Source organism: Nonomuraea sp. H19, assembly GCF_052068215.1.
Lineage (GTDB): Bacteria > Actinomycetota > Actinomycetes > Streptosporangiales > Streptosporangiaceae > Nonomuraea.
Genome location: NZ_JBQHCV010000023.1, coordinates 125724 through 140583, shown reverse-complemented (window position 1 = coordinate 140583; position 14860 = coordinate 125724). Strand labels below are relative to the sequence as shown.

Below are 14860 nucleotides of genomic sequence, written 5' to 3'. Positions count from 1 at the left end.
CGCTAGGTGTCACGACCCGGCAGCAGCAGGGTGAACAGCGGCGGCCGGGCCCGGCTGAGCACCAGCCGGCCGCCCTCCGCCTCGGCCAGCGAGCGGGCCAGCGCCAGCCCGATGCCGTGGCTGTCGCCGCTCGACCGGACGAACGGGTCGACGCCCTCCGCCACCCCGGGCCCGTGATCGCTCACCTCGACGGCCAGCCCGGGCCCCACGTCCGCCACGGTGACCGCGACCTCCCCCGCCCCGTGACGCAGCGCGTTGTCGAGCAGCACGCGCAGGATCTGCCGTACTGCCGCCGGCTGGGCCGCCGTCGGTGGCAGCTCCGGCTCCACGGTGATGGTCAGGCGGCGCCCCTGCTCGGCCAGCGGGCCCTGCCATTCCTGCCGGACCTCCTCCATCAGCCCGCAGAGGTCGAGCGGCTCGGCAGGCGCGCGGTTGTCGCGGCTGAGCCGTACGAGATCGTCGATCACCTCCTGCAGCCGCTCGCCCCTCGCCAGCGCGGCCCGTACCGCGGGCTCCAGATCCGCGCCCGGACGGGACAGCGCGGATTCGAGGCCGAGCAGCAGGCCGGTCAGCCCGGTGCGCAGCTGGTGGGACACGTCGGCGCTGAAGGCCCGCTCCCGCGACAGCACGGCCCCGAGGCGGCGCGCGGTCGACTCCAGGGCCTGCCCCGCCTCGTCGGCTTCGCGCAGCCCGGAAGGGAACGCGCGAACGCTGAAGTCACCGCCCCCGAGCGCCTGCGCCGCGGCGGTGAGCCGCTCGAGCGGCGCGGCGAGCCTGGTGGACTGGCGCGTGGCCACGCCCGCGGCCAGCGCGATCACGATCAGCGCGAGCCCGCCCAACAGCAGCCACGCCTGCTGGACACGGTGCTCGACGTGCGAGTTCGGCGTCGCCACCCGGATGACCACGGCGGTGCCCTCGTCGGAGGGCACGGGCGCGGACACGGCCAGGAAGCCGCCCTCCACCGTGTCGTGGACGCGCCCGTCCTTGCTGGCGGCGGCCAGGCCGGAGTGGGCCGGGCCGTCGCCGAACAGCCGGGTGCCCGACATGTCGTACCCGCCGATGGCCAGGTCGCCCGGCAGGCCCGCCGGGAGCTCCACCGGCGTACCCGGCTCGTCGGGGGTGGCGGCGGCGACCCAGGCGGCGTCGCGTTGCAGGGCGGCCACGGTCTGGTCGTGGACGAGCAGGCTCACCGCGACCGCCAGCGGCACCAGGAAGAGCGTGACGGCCAGGGCGGTCACGCTCACGATCACCACCAGCACCCGCCGCCGCAGCGGCACGCCCCGCGCTGTCACCCTCCAAGGGTGGCAGACGGGTCCCTGCCTCCCGCGACCTGGGCCATGGCGGCGGGTCAGCGACCGGCCGCCAGCTCCGCCAGCAGCGCGGTCCACCGGCCGCCGATGACCTCCCGGTCGTACTGCCTGGAGGTACGCAGCGCAGCCTGCCCCATCCGGCAGCGCTCGTCCTCGTTCTCGAGGAGCAGGCCGATCGCCGCGGCCAGGGCGTCGACGTCCTGCGGCGGTACGAGGAGTCCGTCGTGGCCGTGGGTGATGATCTCGCCGGGGCCGTGCGGGCAGTCGAAGGCGACCACGGGCACGCCCTTGCTCAGCGCCTCCAGGAGGGTCATCGGGAAGCCTTCGCGGCGGGAGCTGAGCACGAAGAGCGAGGCGTCGTCGAACTGGGCGCCGACGTCGCGCGACGGGCCGGGCAGCTCGACCGAGTCCAGGCCGAGTTCAGCGACCAGCGCCAGGAGGCGGGCCCGCTCCACGCCTGATCCCACGATGCACAGCGTCCAGCCGGGATGCGCGACGCTGACCTGCTCCCACGCCCGCAGGAGCAGGTCGTGACCCTTGACCTTGGCGAGGCGGCCGATGGCGATGACGGCCTTGGCGCTCAGAGGCGACGGCCCGCCGCTGATGGGCGGCGTGGCGTTGGGGATGCGCAGCAGGTGGCGGGGCGCGCGGGAGCCCAGAGCCGTACGGTAGGCGCCGAGGTCGGCCTCGGTCAGGGTGACGAGCGCGTCGAGCCTGCCGTACCTGCGGGCGATCATCTTCCGGACGGGGCGCTTGTGCGAGCCGAAGCCGGTGTGCTCCTGGCCGATGGTGATCACGCCGGGCGGGGCCAGCAGGGCGGCGGCCAGGTTGAGCCCGGGACGCGTGGTGATCAGTACGCCGGTGCGCAGCCCGCGCAGGAAGCGCAGGAGGGCGAGGTCGGTACGCAGGTCGAACCGGTCATAGGCCGTTTCCTCCCGCGGGATGAGCCTGCTGCGCAACAGGCGCGAGCGGTGCCGGCGCGGGCGTTCGTCCAGGAAGGTGACGCGAACGCCGGGAGGCATCGGGAAGAAGGGCCGTTCCCTGGTCTTGACGACGCTGACGATCTCCACGTCGTGGTCGGCCGACAGCGTGCTCGCGAGGTTGAGTACGGTCCTGATGGTGCCGCCCATGCCGTACGCGTGCAGCAGCAGGATCTTCACCTCCCGCGTCCCGGCCGGGCCGGCCAGGCGGACCCTGCGGCGGTTGGCCACCCGCAGCAGGAACGGGCCCAGCCTGCGGGCGTTCGTCGCCAGGTGGATGGCGGCCGGGGCCACGATGATCGAGCCGATGGTGTCCGTGGGATAGTGCGCGCCGAGGTAGACCCTCGCCAGCATCTGCCCGATCACCAGCAGGCCGCCCGCCGCCACGATGGGCCATCGCCAGCGGGTCTTCCAGGTGAGCAGCGCGACAGCGACCGCGATGGCCAGCGTGAGACATACATGGCCGCTGGGGAAGCTGTCCGAGCCGAGCCCCTGCACCAGCGCGTGGGACGCGGCCGGCCTGGGCCGGTCGACCAGGAGCTTGAGCAGCAGACTGACGCCCCACCCGGCGGCGACCACCACCAGCACCCGCCGGGCGGTGCGCGGCCGTCCCCAGACGGCGACCGCCGCGACGAGGCCGGCGGCCAGGATCGTGCCCCCGACGTTGCCGAATGCCACGTTGAGCACCTGGGCTATCGCGGTCAGCCACGGCTCGCGTGCTGACTGGACGATCCCGCTCAGGCTCGTGTCCGCCGCGGTCCACGCGGGCGTACGGGCGGCGAACCCCACCACTCCCCCGAGGACCAGGAGCGCGACGGAGATCGGGACCGGGAACCTGGCTTTGCTCGACCGCATAGTCGAACGGTAGGCAAGGGCGCGTCAGGGGCCAATCAAGATTCGGTTAGCGCGGCGTTTACCTTCGCTCCACAGGCAGGGCAGGCGCCTGTACGGCCGCCGTCGAGGATCTCCGTTTGTGTGCGTGCTGTTGCCGGCCTGGCATCGGATCGCGTGGCAGGCCCATCCACGCCGATAAGCGGATGCGACGCCGCAGTCCGCCGGGCCCGCGGGGTCAGCGTCGGCCGAAGCCGAGTCGGTGGGCGATACGCGCCATCAGCTGGGACATCTTGGAAGGAAACGCGTCGGGCTCGGGAACGGTGACGGGGCGGACGCGGCCGTTGTGAATGGCGCTGATCTTCCAGCCGGCTTCCGTCCGCACCACCACGATGGTCTGCCGCGACAGCCGCCGCTTGGGGAGCGTGGATCGCCACGGCATCAGGACGGAGGCCGTGCCGTACACGATCGCCACGTCCGGCGCGAGGTAGCGGACCGACTCCAGATCACCGACCAGCGCCGAGCCGTCCAGAACGCCGCGGAAGAGCTTGTCGTGGTTGTGCTGGTGCTCCCGGCGGCCGCGCGCGATGGTGCCGTCGTAAGAGACGTAGTCGGAGTCGTCGGTGAACAGCGCGCCGAACGCCTCGGCGTCACCCGCCGTCCAGGCCGCCAGGAAGTCGGCGAAGAGCCTTTCGATCTGAGCGGTGTCGCTGGTTCGTGTGCCGGGGGTGGGGGCGGTAAGGGTGGCTGAGCGCATGGTGGTGCCTCCGCAGATGATATCGTCGTTTCGACCAACGAAATGTACGATAGCAGAAAGCTTCGAATGTCGAAACATGCCGTCATTGGAGAGATCGCCATGCAGCTCCGACAGCTGCAACAGAGCTTCGACGCCTTCGACGAGGCGGCCGCCGCCCGGCTCGGCCTCAACCGCACCGACCTGCGCTGCCTCGACGTGGTGCTGGCCGAGGGCCCAGTGCCTGCGGGCCAGATCAGCGTCGCGCTGAAGCTCAGCCCAGCGGCTACCACCACGGTCATCGACCGGCTGGAACGCGCAGGCATGGTGTCCCGTTCCCCCGATCCGGGCAACCGCCGCCGCGTCCTGGTCGCCGCGACCGACGCCGCCCGCTCGGCCGAGGCCGAGATCTTCGTCCCGGTCGGACAGGCGGGCGCCCAGGCGCTGCAGGAGTACGGCCAGGACGAACTGGCCGTCATCCTCGATTTCCTGCGTACTGCCCGCAAAGTCCAAGAGGAGCAGGCCGCCCGCGTCAGGGCCATGTCGTGAGCTGGGACCGGGCAAAGATCTGACCGGTCCGCCTACCGGGCGGCCGGCGTGTAGGTGGCGATGATCACGCCGCCCTTCATGACCTTGGTGCCGGCCAGGGTCAGCGTCGTCTCGACGTCGCTCAGCGGTGCGGAGAACGACGGGCCGCCCACGAACACCGGGGTGATCCAGAATCGGACCTCGTCCACCAGGCCCGCCTTGACCAGGGCGTGGGTGACGGCGCCGTAGCCGTACATCAGGATGTCCTTGCCCTCCTGGGCCTTCAGCCTGGTGACCGCCTCGATCAGGTCGCCCTGCAGCACCTCGCTGTTGTTCCACTCCGGATTGGTGAGGGTGGTCGAGGCGACGTACTTCTTGACGTTGTTGAAATAGGCCGCGCCGGTGCTCGGGTCACTCTCGTCCTGGTTCGGCCAGACGGCCGCGAAGCCCTCGTAGGTGCGCCGGCCCATCAGCAGCGCGTCGGCCGCGGCCGTCTGCTCGCCGGCGAAGGCGGCGGCCTCGTCGTCGAAGTACGGTGTGGTCCACGAAGGGTCCTCGATGACGCCGTCGAGGCTGATGTAGGTCGAGTTGATGATCTTGCGCATCTTGAGTTTCTCCTGGCTGTATGGGCACTTCGTTCGACAACCAGAACTCTGCCCGGTGCCGCTTACGCTTCGCTTCAGGAGACCTTACGGAGGCTCACGCGGCGACGTCACAAGGATCTCCATTCGGCAGTCGGAGACCGTGATCCGGGGCTGGCGACCTTCCACCGCGTAAAAGGGGATGAACCTCTCCAGGTTCGGTGCGAGGCTGGGCTCGTGAGCGACACGCATACCGTGGTCCTGGTCGAGGGAGTCAGTGATAAGTCGGCCGTCGAAGCGCTGGCCGAGCGCCGTGGCCGGAACCTGGCGGCCGAAGGCATCTCCCTTGTGGCGATGGGCGGTGCCACGAACATCGGGACGTATGTCGGCAGGTTCGGCCCTCCCGGTCGCAATCTCCGGCTGGCCGGTCTGTGCGACGTCAGGGAGGAAGGCGACTTCCGGAGGGTTCTCGAGCGCGCCGGCCTTGGATCCGATCTCAGCCGAAGCGATCTGGAGGCGCTCGGATTTTTCGTGTGCGTCGCTGACCTGGAAGACGAGCTGATCCGCGCCCTCGGCACCGCCACGGTTGAGCGCGTTCTCGATGCCGAGGGCGAGCTCCGCTCATTTCGCACGCTCCAGAGGCAACCCGCGTGGCGCGAGGGCACCGCTCACGACCAGCTGCGCCGGTTCATGGGATCAGGCAGTGGCCGCAAGATCCGCTACTCTGCCCTGCTCGTCGCGGCACTCGATCTCGATCGCGTGCCGCGGCCGCTGGATATGCTGCTGGCCCACCTATCGGCCTAGGTAGAGGAATAGTGGATCGGCGTGCTTTGGCGTCTCGGTCGGCGGGGCGTCATCTCTTGATTTCGGGGAGGCGCGCCCCCCGGGCGGATGACGCCCCGCCCAGCTCACCAGGTCTTGCCGGCCTGCTCCCGGATCGTGCGGTTGATCCGGTTGAAGAAGTTGGTCAGCGCGATGTCCAGAATGATCGCGGACAGCTGCTTCTCGTCGAAGTGCGCGGCGGCTGCGTCCCAGATCTCGTCGGTCACGCCCGGCGCGCCGTCCTGGATCCGGGTGGCGGCCTCGGTCAGCGCGAGCGCTGCCCGCTCCGCCTCGGTGAAGAAGGGCGTCTCGCGCCACGTGACCACGTTGTGCAACCGCTCGTCGGTCTCTCCGTGCTTCTTGGCCGACGCGACCCCGGCGAATACGCACGGGCTGCAGCCGTTGATCTGGCTGGCCCGCAGGTGGACCAACTCCATTACGCGCGGGTCGACGCCGCCGGAGTACATCACCTTGTAGAGGCCCTGGATCGCCGTCATCACCTCGGGGCTCGCCGCGCTCTTCATACGTGCTTCCATCGGTCTTGCTCCTTCATCGGTTACCTGTGCCCGTCCGGGCCCGTCATGACCAATGACGGAGCAGATCTGAGGAAGGTAACAACATGTCCGACACCAGCCCGACGAACCTGGTGGCCGAGGCGTTCGAGGCCCAGCGCGACCGGCTGCGCGCGGTCGCCTACCGCATGCTCGGATCACACGCCGACGCCGAGGACGTGGTCCAGGAGGCCTGGCTGCGGCTCTCCCGCCAGGACCCGGCGACCATCCACAACTTCGCCGGCTGGCTGACCACGGTGGTCGGCCGGATCAGCCTCGACGTCCTGCGATCACGCCAGACCCACCCTGAGGCGTCCTACGACGACCGGCTGCCCGACCTCGTAGTGACGGTCGACGACGGCCCCGCGCCAGAGGACGACGTGGCGCTCGCCGACTCGGTCGGGCTCGCGCTCCTCGTCGTCCTCGAATCGCTCGGCCCGAGCGAGCGGCTGGCGTTCGTGCTGCACGATCTGTTCGCGGTGCCGTTCAACGAGATCGGCCAGATCCTCGGCAAGTCCACCGACGCCACCAAGATGCTCGCCAGCCGCGCCCGCAGGAAGGTGCAGGCGACCGAGCGGCCGACGGTCGCCGGACGGGAGCAGCGAGAGGTGGTCCAGGCCTTCCTGGCGGCGGCTCACCGCGGCGACTTCGAGGGGTTGCTGCGCGTGCTCGACCCCGAGGTGAGGCTGACCGTCGACACCCCCGATGGTGTGATCGTCGTCCTCGGCGCCACCGAGGTCGCCGCCGGCGCGCAACACCGTTTGGCCGCCGGCGCAGCCGCGCGAGGGCGAGCGGTGCTCGTCAACGGCCTTCCCGGTTTCGTATCTTGGCGCGAGGACGGCGCCCCGCTCTCGGTCCTCGCGTTCACCGTCGTCGACGGCCGGATCGCCGGCATCGCGGTCGTGATCGACCCGGCCAGGCTCGCGTCGATGGACCTGCCGGATCCGGGGTGAGTCACTGATGGCGGTTCACAATCGAGCGGCGGAGTCGTCAGGCATGCGCCAGGCCGCCGCTGCCGCTCCGAGCAGGGCCACGACCAGGACAAGCGCCATGAAGACCTGCCCGTGCAGACCGAGGACGAAGACGGTCCGATCGGCGAACTCCGGGTCGTAGGTGGCGGTGCCGGGGAACAGGAGCGCTCCGAACATGCCGAGCCAGGGAGTGGCCAGGATCGCGGCGGCGCAGAGCAACCGCGCCCGCATGTTCCGGCCCTGCCGTACGGCGAGCACCAGGCCGATGAGGCCGAGGAGCACCGTCATCACCATGTACTGGGCGTCGTGGAACTTGGCGTGGGGCGGCCAACCGGCGTTGAACGCGTGCTGCGCCGCCAGGTCGGGGATGACCAGGTCGGCCAGCACGGCGCTGACCATCGTGATCATCCCGATGGAGGCGATCACGGCCCGGGAAAATGGCATAGGTGGTGACCTTTCTGGCTTTCGAGGGTTTCGGTGGCGTTCGGCGGTGTGTTTCGTTTCCGGAGCCCGCGCCCCACCGGTGAGAACGCGGGCGCGGGTGAGGCGTCCATGCGGGCGGGCGCCTCAGATCGTCCAGGTGAAGGCGGGTGTGAGCGAGCGGTCGAAGACCGACTTGGGCAGGAGGGGCATGGCCGCGTCCCGCAGGCCGGTCAGTGTCGTGGACGTCCAGTGCGCGGCGGCGCCGGCCTGGCGGGAGCGGCGGACGATCATCTGGGTGCGCGGCCGGCGGGCGCGGTCGTACGCCTGCAGCCCTGCGCCCACGCCCAGCCTGTCCACGGCGGCCGCGAGCGTGACCGCGTCTTCAAGTGCCTGGCAGGCGCCCTGCCCCAGATTGGGGGTCATGGCGTGCGCGGCGTCACCGAGGATCGCGACCTTCCCGGAGACGTAGGTGCGCAGGTTCGGCAGCTCGTAGGTGTCGTGTTGCAGCGCCGCGTCCTCGCGCGCGGAGTTCAGCAGCGCGGGGATGGGTTCGTGCCAGCGCGCGAAGCGTTCGCGCAGCTCGTCCAGGCCGCTGCGGGAGCCGGCGGGGGCGTTGGCCATCATGTAGCAGTAGACGCGGCCGTCGGGCATCGGCACATGCCCGAACCGATCGCCCCTCCCCCAGGTTTCCACGCTTCCTTCGACGGGCTGCGGCGGAGCGATGAGGCGCCAGGTGGTGTACCCGACGTAGCGGGGTCCGGGCACGTGTGGCCAGATGGATCGCCGGGTCACGCTGTGCACGCCGTCGGCGCCCACCACGAGATCCGCGGTGGAGGTGCCGCTGCTGTGGATGACCGTGCCGTCGGGTCGCACGTCGTGTACGTCGATGCCGGGCCGCAGAGCCTCCGCGGGTACGGCGGCTCGCAGCAGGTCGACCAGGTCGGCCCGGTGCACCGTCACCCATTGCCCGAACCGGCGTTTCAGGTCGTCGATGTCGTTGCGGATCAGCCAGCTCCCGCTCTTGCGCCGGATGCCTGCGGGCGGATCGGCCAGGTGCCCGGTGCGCAGGGAATCGCCGAGACCGAGCGTGTCCAGCGCGCGCAGCCCGTTGGGCTGTATCGCCAGTCCCGCGCCCACCTCGGTGAACTCGGGGGCGCGCTCGACAACCTCCACCTGCCAGCCACGCTGATGGAAGGCGGCGGCTGCGGCGAGCCCGCCGATGCCGCCACCCACGATGATCGCTTTCACTGCTGAATCTCCCGTGTGGTCGTAGTGGAGCCGGGTTAGTGCAGGCCTCGCTTGCCCGGCGTCCAGAACGGCTTGACCTTGATCGAGGTCCGCGGCCAGTTGCGCTCGCGGACGAGAAAGTCGCGCACCATCTGGCAGGTCCTGGCCTCACCGGCCACGTAGGCGGCTCCGGCGTTGCCCGGCAGGTCGAGCTCGGCGACCGCCCCGAGCAGAACCCGGGAGGAGGCGGCCGGCGCGCCATGGCGGTGAACGCGGCGCAGTGGGTGGGTACCGGGCATGGCCAAGTCATGCTCGGAGGTCTCGCTCTCCAGGATCCCGTACACCTCGGCCGAGGCTCCCAGCGCCCGGATCATCGGCCCGAAGGCGGCACTGGCGGTCTCCTCGCCGATGAACACGTGGTACGCCGCCTCGCGGGTGAAGAAGTCACCCTGCGGCCACCAGAAGGTCACCGCCTCTCCGGGCCGCGCCCTGTGTGCCCACCTCAGCCCGATGCCATCGCCCTCGTACAAGTGGATGCGCAGTTCGATAGCCCGCCTGCCGGGGTCGAGGTCCCAGATCGTGTAGGTGCGTAACGTCTCGGAGGGGCGCAGGATGCCCGACACCGACAGCGGATCGTTCAGCTGGATCCTGATGTGCTGGCCGGGGGTGTAGGGAAAGGCGATGGGCTGGTCGGTCTCGAGCCGGATTCGCCGCATCGTGGGCGTGACCTGCTCGACGTGAGTGGTGGTCGCCTCCATGGCGTACTTGCCGAAGACGCTGGCGAGCGGGTTGCGGGTCGTCCGTGGCATGTCAGGAGTCCTTCCGCTCGCCGTTCGGCCCGCGCACGCCACGCCGTACGTGAGCCGACCTGGACAGCCACCACCACGTGGCCGCGGCCAGCAGCACTGCCGTGAGCAAGATCCACCATCGACAATCCACGTCCGACTCCTTAATGACTCTCAATTTGCTTAGAGCCATTAAGGAAACATAGATGGTCTAGGATGTCAACGGCGGCAAGGCAAGGAACGAAAGAGGGTCCGATGACGTCCGCACGCACGACCACCAGCCGGCGGGAGAGGCTGCGCCAGGCCACCCTGGAAGAGATCCATGCGGCCGTGCGGAGGCTGCTGGTCACGCAGGGATCGGCGGCGGTGACCATCAACGCGGTGGCCCGGGAGATAGGCATGAGCGGCCCGGCCCTCTACCACTACTACGCCAGCCACGACGACCTGGTCGGCGCGGTCACCGCGGACTTCTTCCGCGAACTGGCCACCACGATGGAACAGGCCCGAGACGCCCACGCCGACGTACCGGTCGGCGATCGGATGCTGGCTGTCTGCCGCGCCATGCGCGCCTGGGCCATTACCCACCCCGCCGAGTTCGGCTGGATATTCGCCAGCCCGATAGCCCCGCCGAACAGGCAGCGGGACTCAGCACGCCACCAGGCGGCGCAACGTTTCGAGCAGGTCCTGCTGGACCTGACGGTCGAGCTGTGGCAGACGCGCGGGTTCCCGGTGCCCGACCTGGACAGCCTGCCCGAGTCGCTGCGCGAGCAGGTGACCGCCTACTCCACCGACATCGAGGAACGGCTACCACCCGAGGCCGTCCACGTCTTCCTGGCGTGCTGGATCAAGCTGTACGGCCTGCTGTGCATGGAAGTCCTCCACCAACTGGACTTCGCCTACTCCAACGTGGAACCCGTCTTCGAGGAATGCCTGCGCGACCTGGCCGGCATGCTCGCACTGGACTACCCCGGCCAGCCGTCCGCCTAGGGTGATGGCCTCCTGATCCCGGACGAGGTGCGTTCTTCCGGTGAGAGAACCAGTCCAGTACCGAACCTGCCGCCAGATAGCGGAAGGAAACGTGCCGCATTGGCTCCTAGCGTGGCGAACGCTCAAGCCGAGAAGGAGCATCAGATGCGGATTCAGCCGTTCACCATCGCCATCCCCCAGCCCGACGTCGACGACCTGACGGTCCGCTTGGCCCGTACCCGCTGGCCGGACGAGCTGCCCAGCGTCGGGTGGAGCCGCGGCGTGCCGCTGGAGTTCCTGAAGGAGCTGGCCGCGTATTGGGCCGAGGGCTACGACTGGCGCGCCGCCGAGGCGCGGCTCAATGAGTACCCGCAGTTCACCACCGAGATCGACGGGCAACAGATCCACTTCCTGCACGTCCGCTCCGGCAACCCCGACGCCCTGCCGCTGGTGCTCACCCACGGCTACCCGAGCGCGTTCGCCGAGTTCACCACGCTGATCGAGCACCTGCGGCAGGACTTCCACGTGGTGGCCCCATCGCTGCCCGGCTTCGCCTTCTCCACCCCGGTACGCGAGCCGGGCTGGGCCATGGGCCGCACCGCCCGGGCCTGGATCGAGTTGATGCGCCGCCTCGGCTACGACCGGTACGGCGTCCACGGCGGCGACGTCGGCGGCGGCGTCTCCGGCGCGGTGGCGGGCCTCGACGGCGAGCACGTCGTGGGCGTCCACGTGGTGACAGATCCGTACACGGCGGCGGCCACGGCCACCTTCCTGCCCGGCATGGCCGACAGGCTCGACCCGGCGGACCCGGTGGACCAGCCTGCCTTGGAGCGGATGGCCGAGTTCCGCGCCGACGGCAGCGGCTACCTGGCGATCCAGAACACCCGCCCCCAGACCATCGGCTACCTGCTCAACGACTCGCCCGCCGGGCAGCTCGGCTGGATCGCGGAGAGCTTCGAGCGCTCCACCGACCTGCCCTACGACCGGGACCAGCTGCTCACGATCGCGAGTCTCTACTGGTTCACCGGCTGCGGCGTCTCCGCCGCCCGATTCCTGTACGAGCAGGCCCACTCCGCCGACTGGGGCACGCCGCCGGCCGTGCCGCAAGGCTTCGCGGTGTTCAGCGCCGATCCCACGGTCCGCAAGCTCGTCGACCCGCCGGCCGAGGCCCACTGGACGGAGTACGAGCGGGGCGGGCACTTCCCGGCCATGGAGGCACCGGAGACTCTGGCGACGGACCTGCGGACCTTCTTCGGAGGATTGAAGTGACCAAACACCCTGACTCGTGCCGTCAAGCCGTTCTCCCGTGGGTGCAAGGGCATCGGCACACAGCGCATGGACGTAGCCCGCCAACCCACGCCAGGCCGCATTTCAGACGGAAGGGTGTCAATCGCGGGACTTGAGCTCGAAGACCGCCTTTCCTGCCACGCGCCGGCCGCGCAGCGCGTCGGCCGCCTCGGCGAAGCTTTCCCAGGAGTCCCGCCAGCCGATCTCGGGCACCAGGACGCCTTCAGCCGCGAGCCGTACCAGCTCGGCCAGGTCGGCGGCGGCTCCGAACTCGTTGACATAGGAAGCGAGCGTCCTGGTCGGGCCGACAGTGGCATACGGCGAGAAGACAGCAGGCTTTCCCGAGGTCCACCCGACGGACTGGAGGTTCCCGCCGGGAGCAAGGAGTCCCCAGGCCGTGACCAGATGGGGTCCGCCGACCGTCTCCACGACGATGTCGACGGGCTCTTTGACGTCAGCTGGTCGTGGCACCGGTGACGATGTCCGAAATCCGCCAGTCCCCCGCCCCGCCGGATACCTACACTGCCCGGCATGACCTCCGAGCGGCATCGCGAACTGGTGAAACGGGCATGGCGATCGTTCGCGACCCGCGACAAGGACCTGATCGCGGCATTCTTCACCGAGGACGCAGAATGGCTGGCCCCGCCCGGGAACGCGACCGCCGTCGCACTCGGCGCGACGCACCACATGGTGGGCAGGGACGCCATCGTCCACTTCCTCACCGTCGACTTCCCGCGCCTGTTCGTCGCCGATGTGACAGTAGATTTCCGGGGCTTCCACGCCGCCGGCGATGTGGTCGTGGTGGAGGAGACCATGGAGGCCACGCTGGCCAACGGCAACGCCTACCGCAACGACTACTGCTTCATCTTCGAACTGCGGGACGGGCTGATCCATCGGGTACGCGAGTACATGGACACGGCCAAGGGGCATCGGATGGTGTCCGGAGACTCGTAACGCGGTCCGAGAATCGCCAACGCTCAGAAAGGCTCGTCGGCCAGAACTAGGGATCCCTGGACATGGTGAGCGCGGTGCCGACGCCCCGTTCGGACAAGCCGAGCCAGGATCGGCATCGGTAGCGTGAGGTTGCCGGCGTCGGAGAACGCGACATGCCTTCGGCATCCCGAAGCGTCGCGAGCCGAACGATCCATCGGCCACCCCAGCCCCCTATATCCGCGTTTCACAGGTAATGCCGTAGATTCATGATCCCGTGTGGCCATCTACCGCGGAACGTATGTGGCGCGCCGATGAGGAAATGCCCGTCGACTGGCGGGGGATGGCGATCTCCCGCCTGGAGTCCGCGACGCGCCGCTCGGCGGTGGGTCTTGTGGCGGTTGCTTGCAGGATGACCTGCGCGACCAGCTGGGGCGCGTCGTTCATCGGCACATGGCTGCATCCGGGCAGCCACACCATCCGCATCATGGGGATCGTGGCTGCCGCACGTGCCGCCTGGCGCGCCGGCAGGACACGGTCGGCTGTGCCCCAGGCAATGGTCACCGGGAGGTCGGGGATGTCCCCGACGAACAGGTCCCGTGCGCGCCCGGCGTTCATGGTGGCCTGGAACGCGACCGCCTGGCGTAGCGCACGCAGCGACGCCGCCACCGCCTCCGGCGCGGACTGGTCAGCGCGCATGTACAAGGTGCCGGTCAAGGCCGCATGCCCCAGGATCGTCTGCGAGAGCCATGCTGTGATCGGCTCCGGAAGACGCGCGATCTGACGGGCCGCGGTCAGTACGGCAAAGGCGTACCACCGCTCGGTCTGGCTCCAGAATCCGGCCGGGGCCACCGCGGTCACGCTGCGGGCGAGACCTGCCTGGCCCAGCCGCAACGCGATCAGCCCGCCCAGGGAATGCCCGACCACATGCGGCCGCTCCAGCCCAAGCGCGCTGAACACCGCGCCCAGCCCAGCCACCAGGGTGGGCAGGTCATGGGGCTGACCGTCGGGCAAATCGGGAGACTCACCGAAGCCCGGCAGATCTACCGTGATCACGTCGCGCTCGACCGTCAGCAACGGCACCACCGCGTCCCACGCCTGCCGGTTCGACCCGAGGCCGTGCAGCAAGACCACCGGCTCACCGGTTCCGCGCCGCTCGTACGCCACGGTCATCGGGGCCAGACCCGGCGGGCGCACTTCCACAAGAGACCCCATAGCGGAGGGAACCGCAGGCGGAATGGTCCTGCCACGGTTGACCAGCGGTACGGGCATCGCCAGCACCGCAGCCGGCAGCCCGCCCGCCCAGTCGCAGACCTTCCCGACGATCTGCGTCCCTGCCCGGAGCACATCGGCCCCAAGGCGGGTGATGGGGGTGAAAGCCGAGGACAACGACAGGACGTTCAACATCGTGGCGGGCGTTCGCCCATCCCTCCCTACTTCGGTCATAGGGGCACCAAAGTTTCGGCAAGGTTAACGGCCACGCGAGTCATGGCATAGCAACGGACCGAAATTTTACCTTTGGGTCGGAGCTTGCCTGTCAAATTCCGGCCTCGTCCGCCCTGGAGGCTCCGCCCGTATCACCGTCAGGCGCGGGGACACAGAACTCAGGTCTTCCGGTCGGGAACCACGGTAAGGATCCGGGCCAGGACCGGGACTTCGCAGGCTGCCTGCCCGGCCTGTGGAACGCCGTCGCAGCGAGTGCACAGCCACTATGAACGGCGGCTGTCCGATACTGCGGTCGGGGGCCAGGAGGTGCTCGTTCACCTGCGCGTGCACCGGTTCTTCTGCCGCACCTCCACGTGCACGAAGGCGACGTTCGCCGAGCAGGTTCCGGGGCTGACCGTCCGATACGGCCGCCGCAGCATCCGGGCGGCGAGGGCGTTGCAGGCCATCGCGCTGGGATCCGCCAGCACGCAGGCCGGCGGATCAACGCCC

18 protein-coding genes are annotated in these 14860 nt (G+C 69.7%); 6 read left to right on the top strand and 12 right to left on the bottom strand.

The genetic code is table 11. From position 1 onward, the window contains the following. Positions 1 to 2: 2 nt before the first annotated feature. From ACTMTI_RS40265 to ACTMTI_RS40255, 3 genes are all read right to left on the bottom strand, one after another. Complete coding sequence (locus ACTMTI_RS40265; RefSeq protein ID WP_441126035.1) at positions 3 to 1292, bottom strand: sensor histidine kinase; 1290 nt, start codon at positions 1290 to 1292, stop codon at positions 3 to 5. A gap of 56 nt (positions 1293 to 1348) precedes the next feature. Then, positions 1349 to 3145, bottom strand: a complete 1797-nt coding sequence (locus ACTMTI_RS40260; RefSeq protein ID WP_441126034.1) for a glycosyltransferase — start codon at positions 3143 to 3145, stop codon at positions 1349 to 1351. A gap of 214 nt (positions 3146 to 3359) precedes the next feature. Next, a complete protein-coding gene (locus tag ACTMTI_RS40255) occupies positions 3360 to 3878 on the bottom strand; it encodes an SgcJ/EcaC family oxidoreductase (protein WP_441126033.1) in 519 nt (172 codons plus the stop codon). A 99-nt stretch (positions 3879 to 3977) separates the two neighbouring features. Here ACTMTI_RS40255 and ACTMTI_RS40250 point away from each other — a divergent pair, with 99 nt between their 5' ends. Further along, entirely contained in the window at positions 3978 to 4403 is a 426-nt protein-coding gene (locus tag ACTMTI_RS40250) for a MarR family winged helix-turn-helix transcriptional regulator (RefSeq protein ID WP_441126032.1), read from the top strand. A gap of 32 nt (positions 4404 to 4435) precedes the next feature. On the opposite strand, the gene ACTMTI_RS40245 is transcribed toward ACTMTI_RS40250, so the two are convergent. Continuing rightward, on the bottom strand, positions 4436 to 4987 hold the full coding sequence (locus ACTMTI_RS40245) for a dihydrofolate reductase family protein (RefSeq protein WP_441126031.1): 552 nt from the start codon (positions 4985 to 4987) through the stop codon (positions 4436 to 4438). A 213-nt stretch (positions 4988 to 5200) separates the two neighbouring features. Here ACTMTI_RS40245 and ACTMTI_RS40240 point away from each other — a divergent pair, with 213 nt between their 5' ends. Continuing rightward, entirely contained in the window at positions 5201 to 5767 is a 567-nt protein-coding gene (locus ACTMTI_RS40240; protein WP_441126030.1) for a TOPRIM nucleotidyl transferase/hydrolase domain-containing protein, read from the top strand. Between the two features lie 104 nt (positions 5768 to 5871). Here ACTMTI_RS40240 and ACTMTI_RS40235 read toward each other — a convergent pair whose 3' ends face one another. Further along, positions 5872 to 6321 carry a carboxymuconolactone decarboxylase family protein gene (locus ACTMTI_RS40235; protein WP_441126029.1) on the bottom strand — a complete coding sequence of 150 codons (450 nt, stop codon included), beginning with the start codon at positions 6319 to 6321 and terminating at the stop codon, positions 5872 to 5874. Between the two features lie 83 nt (positions 6322 to 6404). On the opposite strand from ACTMTI_RS40235, the gene ACTMTI_RS40230 reads away from it, so the two are divergent. Next, positions 6405 to 7289, top strand: coding sequence for a sigma-70 family RNA polymerase sigma factor (locus ACTMTI_RS40230; protein WP_441126028.1), 885 nt, complete (start codon positions 6405 to 6407; stop codon positions 7287 to 7289). A gap of 15 nt (positions 7290 to 7304) precedes the next feature. Here ACTMTI_RS40230 and ACTMTI_RS40225 read toward each other — a convergent pair whose 3' ends face one another. From ACTMTI_RS40225 to ACTMTI_RS40210, 4 genes are all read right to left on the bottom strand, one after another. Continuing rightward, positions 7305 to 7751: a DUF6640 family protein gene (locus tag ACTMTI_RS40225; RefSeq protein ID WP_441126027.1), complete on the bottom strand. Its 447-nt coding sequence runs from the start codon at positions 7749 to 7751 to the stop codon at positions 7305 to 7307. A 123-nt stretch (positions 7752 to 7874) separates the two neighbouring features. After that, positions 7875 to 8978 (bottom strand): FAD-dependent monooxygenase, encoded by a 1104-nt coding sequence (locus ACTMTI_RS40220; protein ID WP_441126026.1) that lies wholly within the window; start codon positions 8976 to 8978, stop codon positions 7875 to 7877. A 35-nt stretch (positions 8979 to 9013) separates the two neighbouring features. Continuing rightward, on the bottom strand, positions 9014 to 9766 hold the full coding sequence (locus tag ACTMTI_RS40215; RefSeq protein ID WP_441126025.1) for a siderophore-interacting protein: 753 nt from the start codon (positions 9764 to 9766) through the stop codon (positions 9014 to 9016). A gap of 1 nt (position 9767) precedes the next feature. Continuing rightward, a complete protein-coding gene (locus ACTMTI_RS40210; protein ID WP_441126024.1) occupies positions 9768 to 9896 on the bottom strand; it encodes a hypothetical protein in 129 nt (42 codons plus the stop codon). 101 nt (positions 9897 to 9997) lie between these two features. On the opposite strand from ACTMTI_RS40210, the gene ACTMTI_RS40205 reads away from it, so the two are divergent. Beyond that, positions 9998 to 10729, top strand: coding sequence for a TetR/AcrR family transcriptional regulator (locus ACTMTI_RS40205; protein ID WP_441126023.1), 732 nt, complete (start codon positions 9998 to 10000; stop codon positions 10727 to 10729). Positions 10730 to 10873: 144 nt separating this feature from the next. Then, positions 10874 to 11977, top strand: coding sequence for an epoxide hydrolase family protein (locus ACTMTI_RS40200; RefSeq protein WP_441126022.1), 1104 nt, complete (start codon positions 10874 to 10876; stop codon positions 11975 to 11977). A 117-nt stretch (positions 11978 to 12094) separates the two neighbouring features. Here ACTMTI_RS40200 and ACTMTI_RS40195 read toward each other — a convergent pair whose 3' ends face one another. Next, positions 12095 to 12466: a zinc-binding dehydrogenase gene (locus tag ACTMTI_RS40195; protein ID WP_441126021.1), complete on the bottom strand. Its 372-nt coding sequence runs from the start codon at positions 12464 to 12466 to the stop codon at positions 12095 to 12097. 60 nt (positions 12467 to 12526) lie between these two features. Here ACTMTI_RS40195 and ACTMTI_RS40190 point away from each other — a divergent pair, with 60 nt between their 5' ends. Next, positions 12527 to 12949 carry a nuclear transport factor 2 family protein gene (locus ACTMTI_RS40190; protein ID WP_441126020.1) on the top strand — a complete coding sequence of 141 codons (423 nt, stop codon included), beginning with the start codon at positions 12527 to 12529 and terminating at the stop codon, positions 12947 to 12949. Positions 12950 to 13192: 243 nt separating this feature from the next. Here the strand turns inward: ACTMTI_RS40190 and ACTMTI_RS40185 are convergent, their stop codons facing one another. Both ACTMTI_RS40185 and ACTMTI_RS40180 read right to left on the bottom strand, forming a co-directional pair. Next, complete coding sequence (locus ACTMTI_RS40185) at positions 13193 to 14332, bottom strand: alpha/beta fold hydrolase (protein WP_441126019.1); 1140 nt, start codon at positions 14330 to 14332, stop codon at positions 13193 to 13195. Between the two features lie 353 nt (positions 14333 to 14685). Then, positions 14686 to 14838 (bottom strand): hypothetical protein, encoded by a 153-nt coding sequence (locus ACTMTI_RS40180; protein WP_441126106.1) that lies wholly within the window; start codon positions 14836 to 14838, stop codon positions 14686 to 14688. Positions 14839 to 14860: the final 22 nt, after the last annotated feature.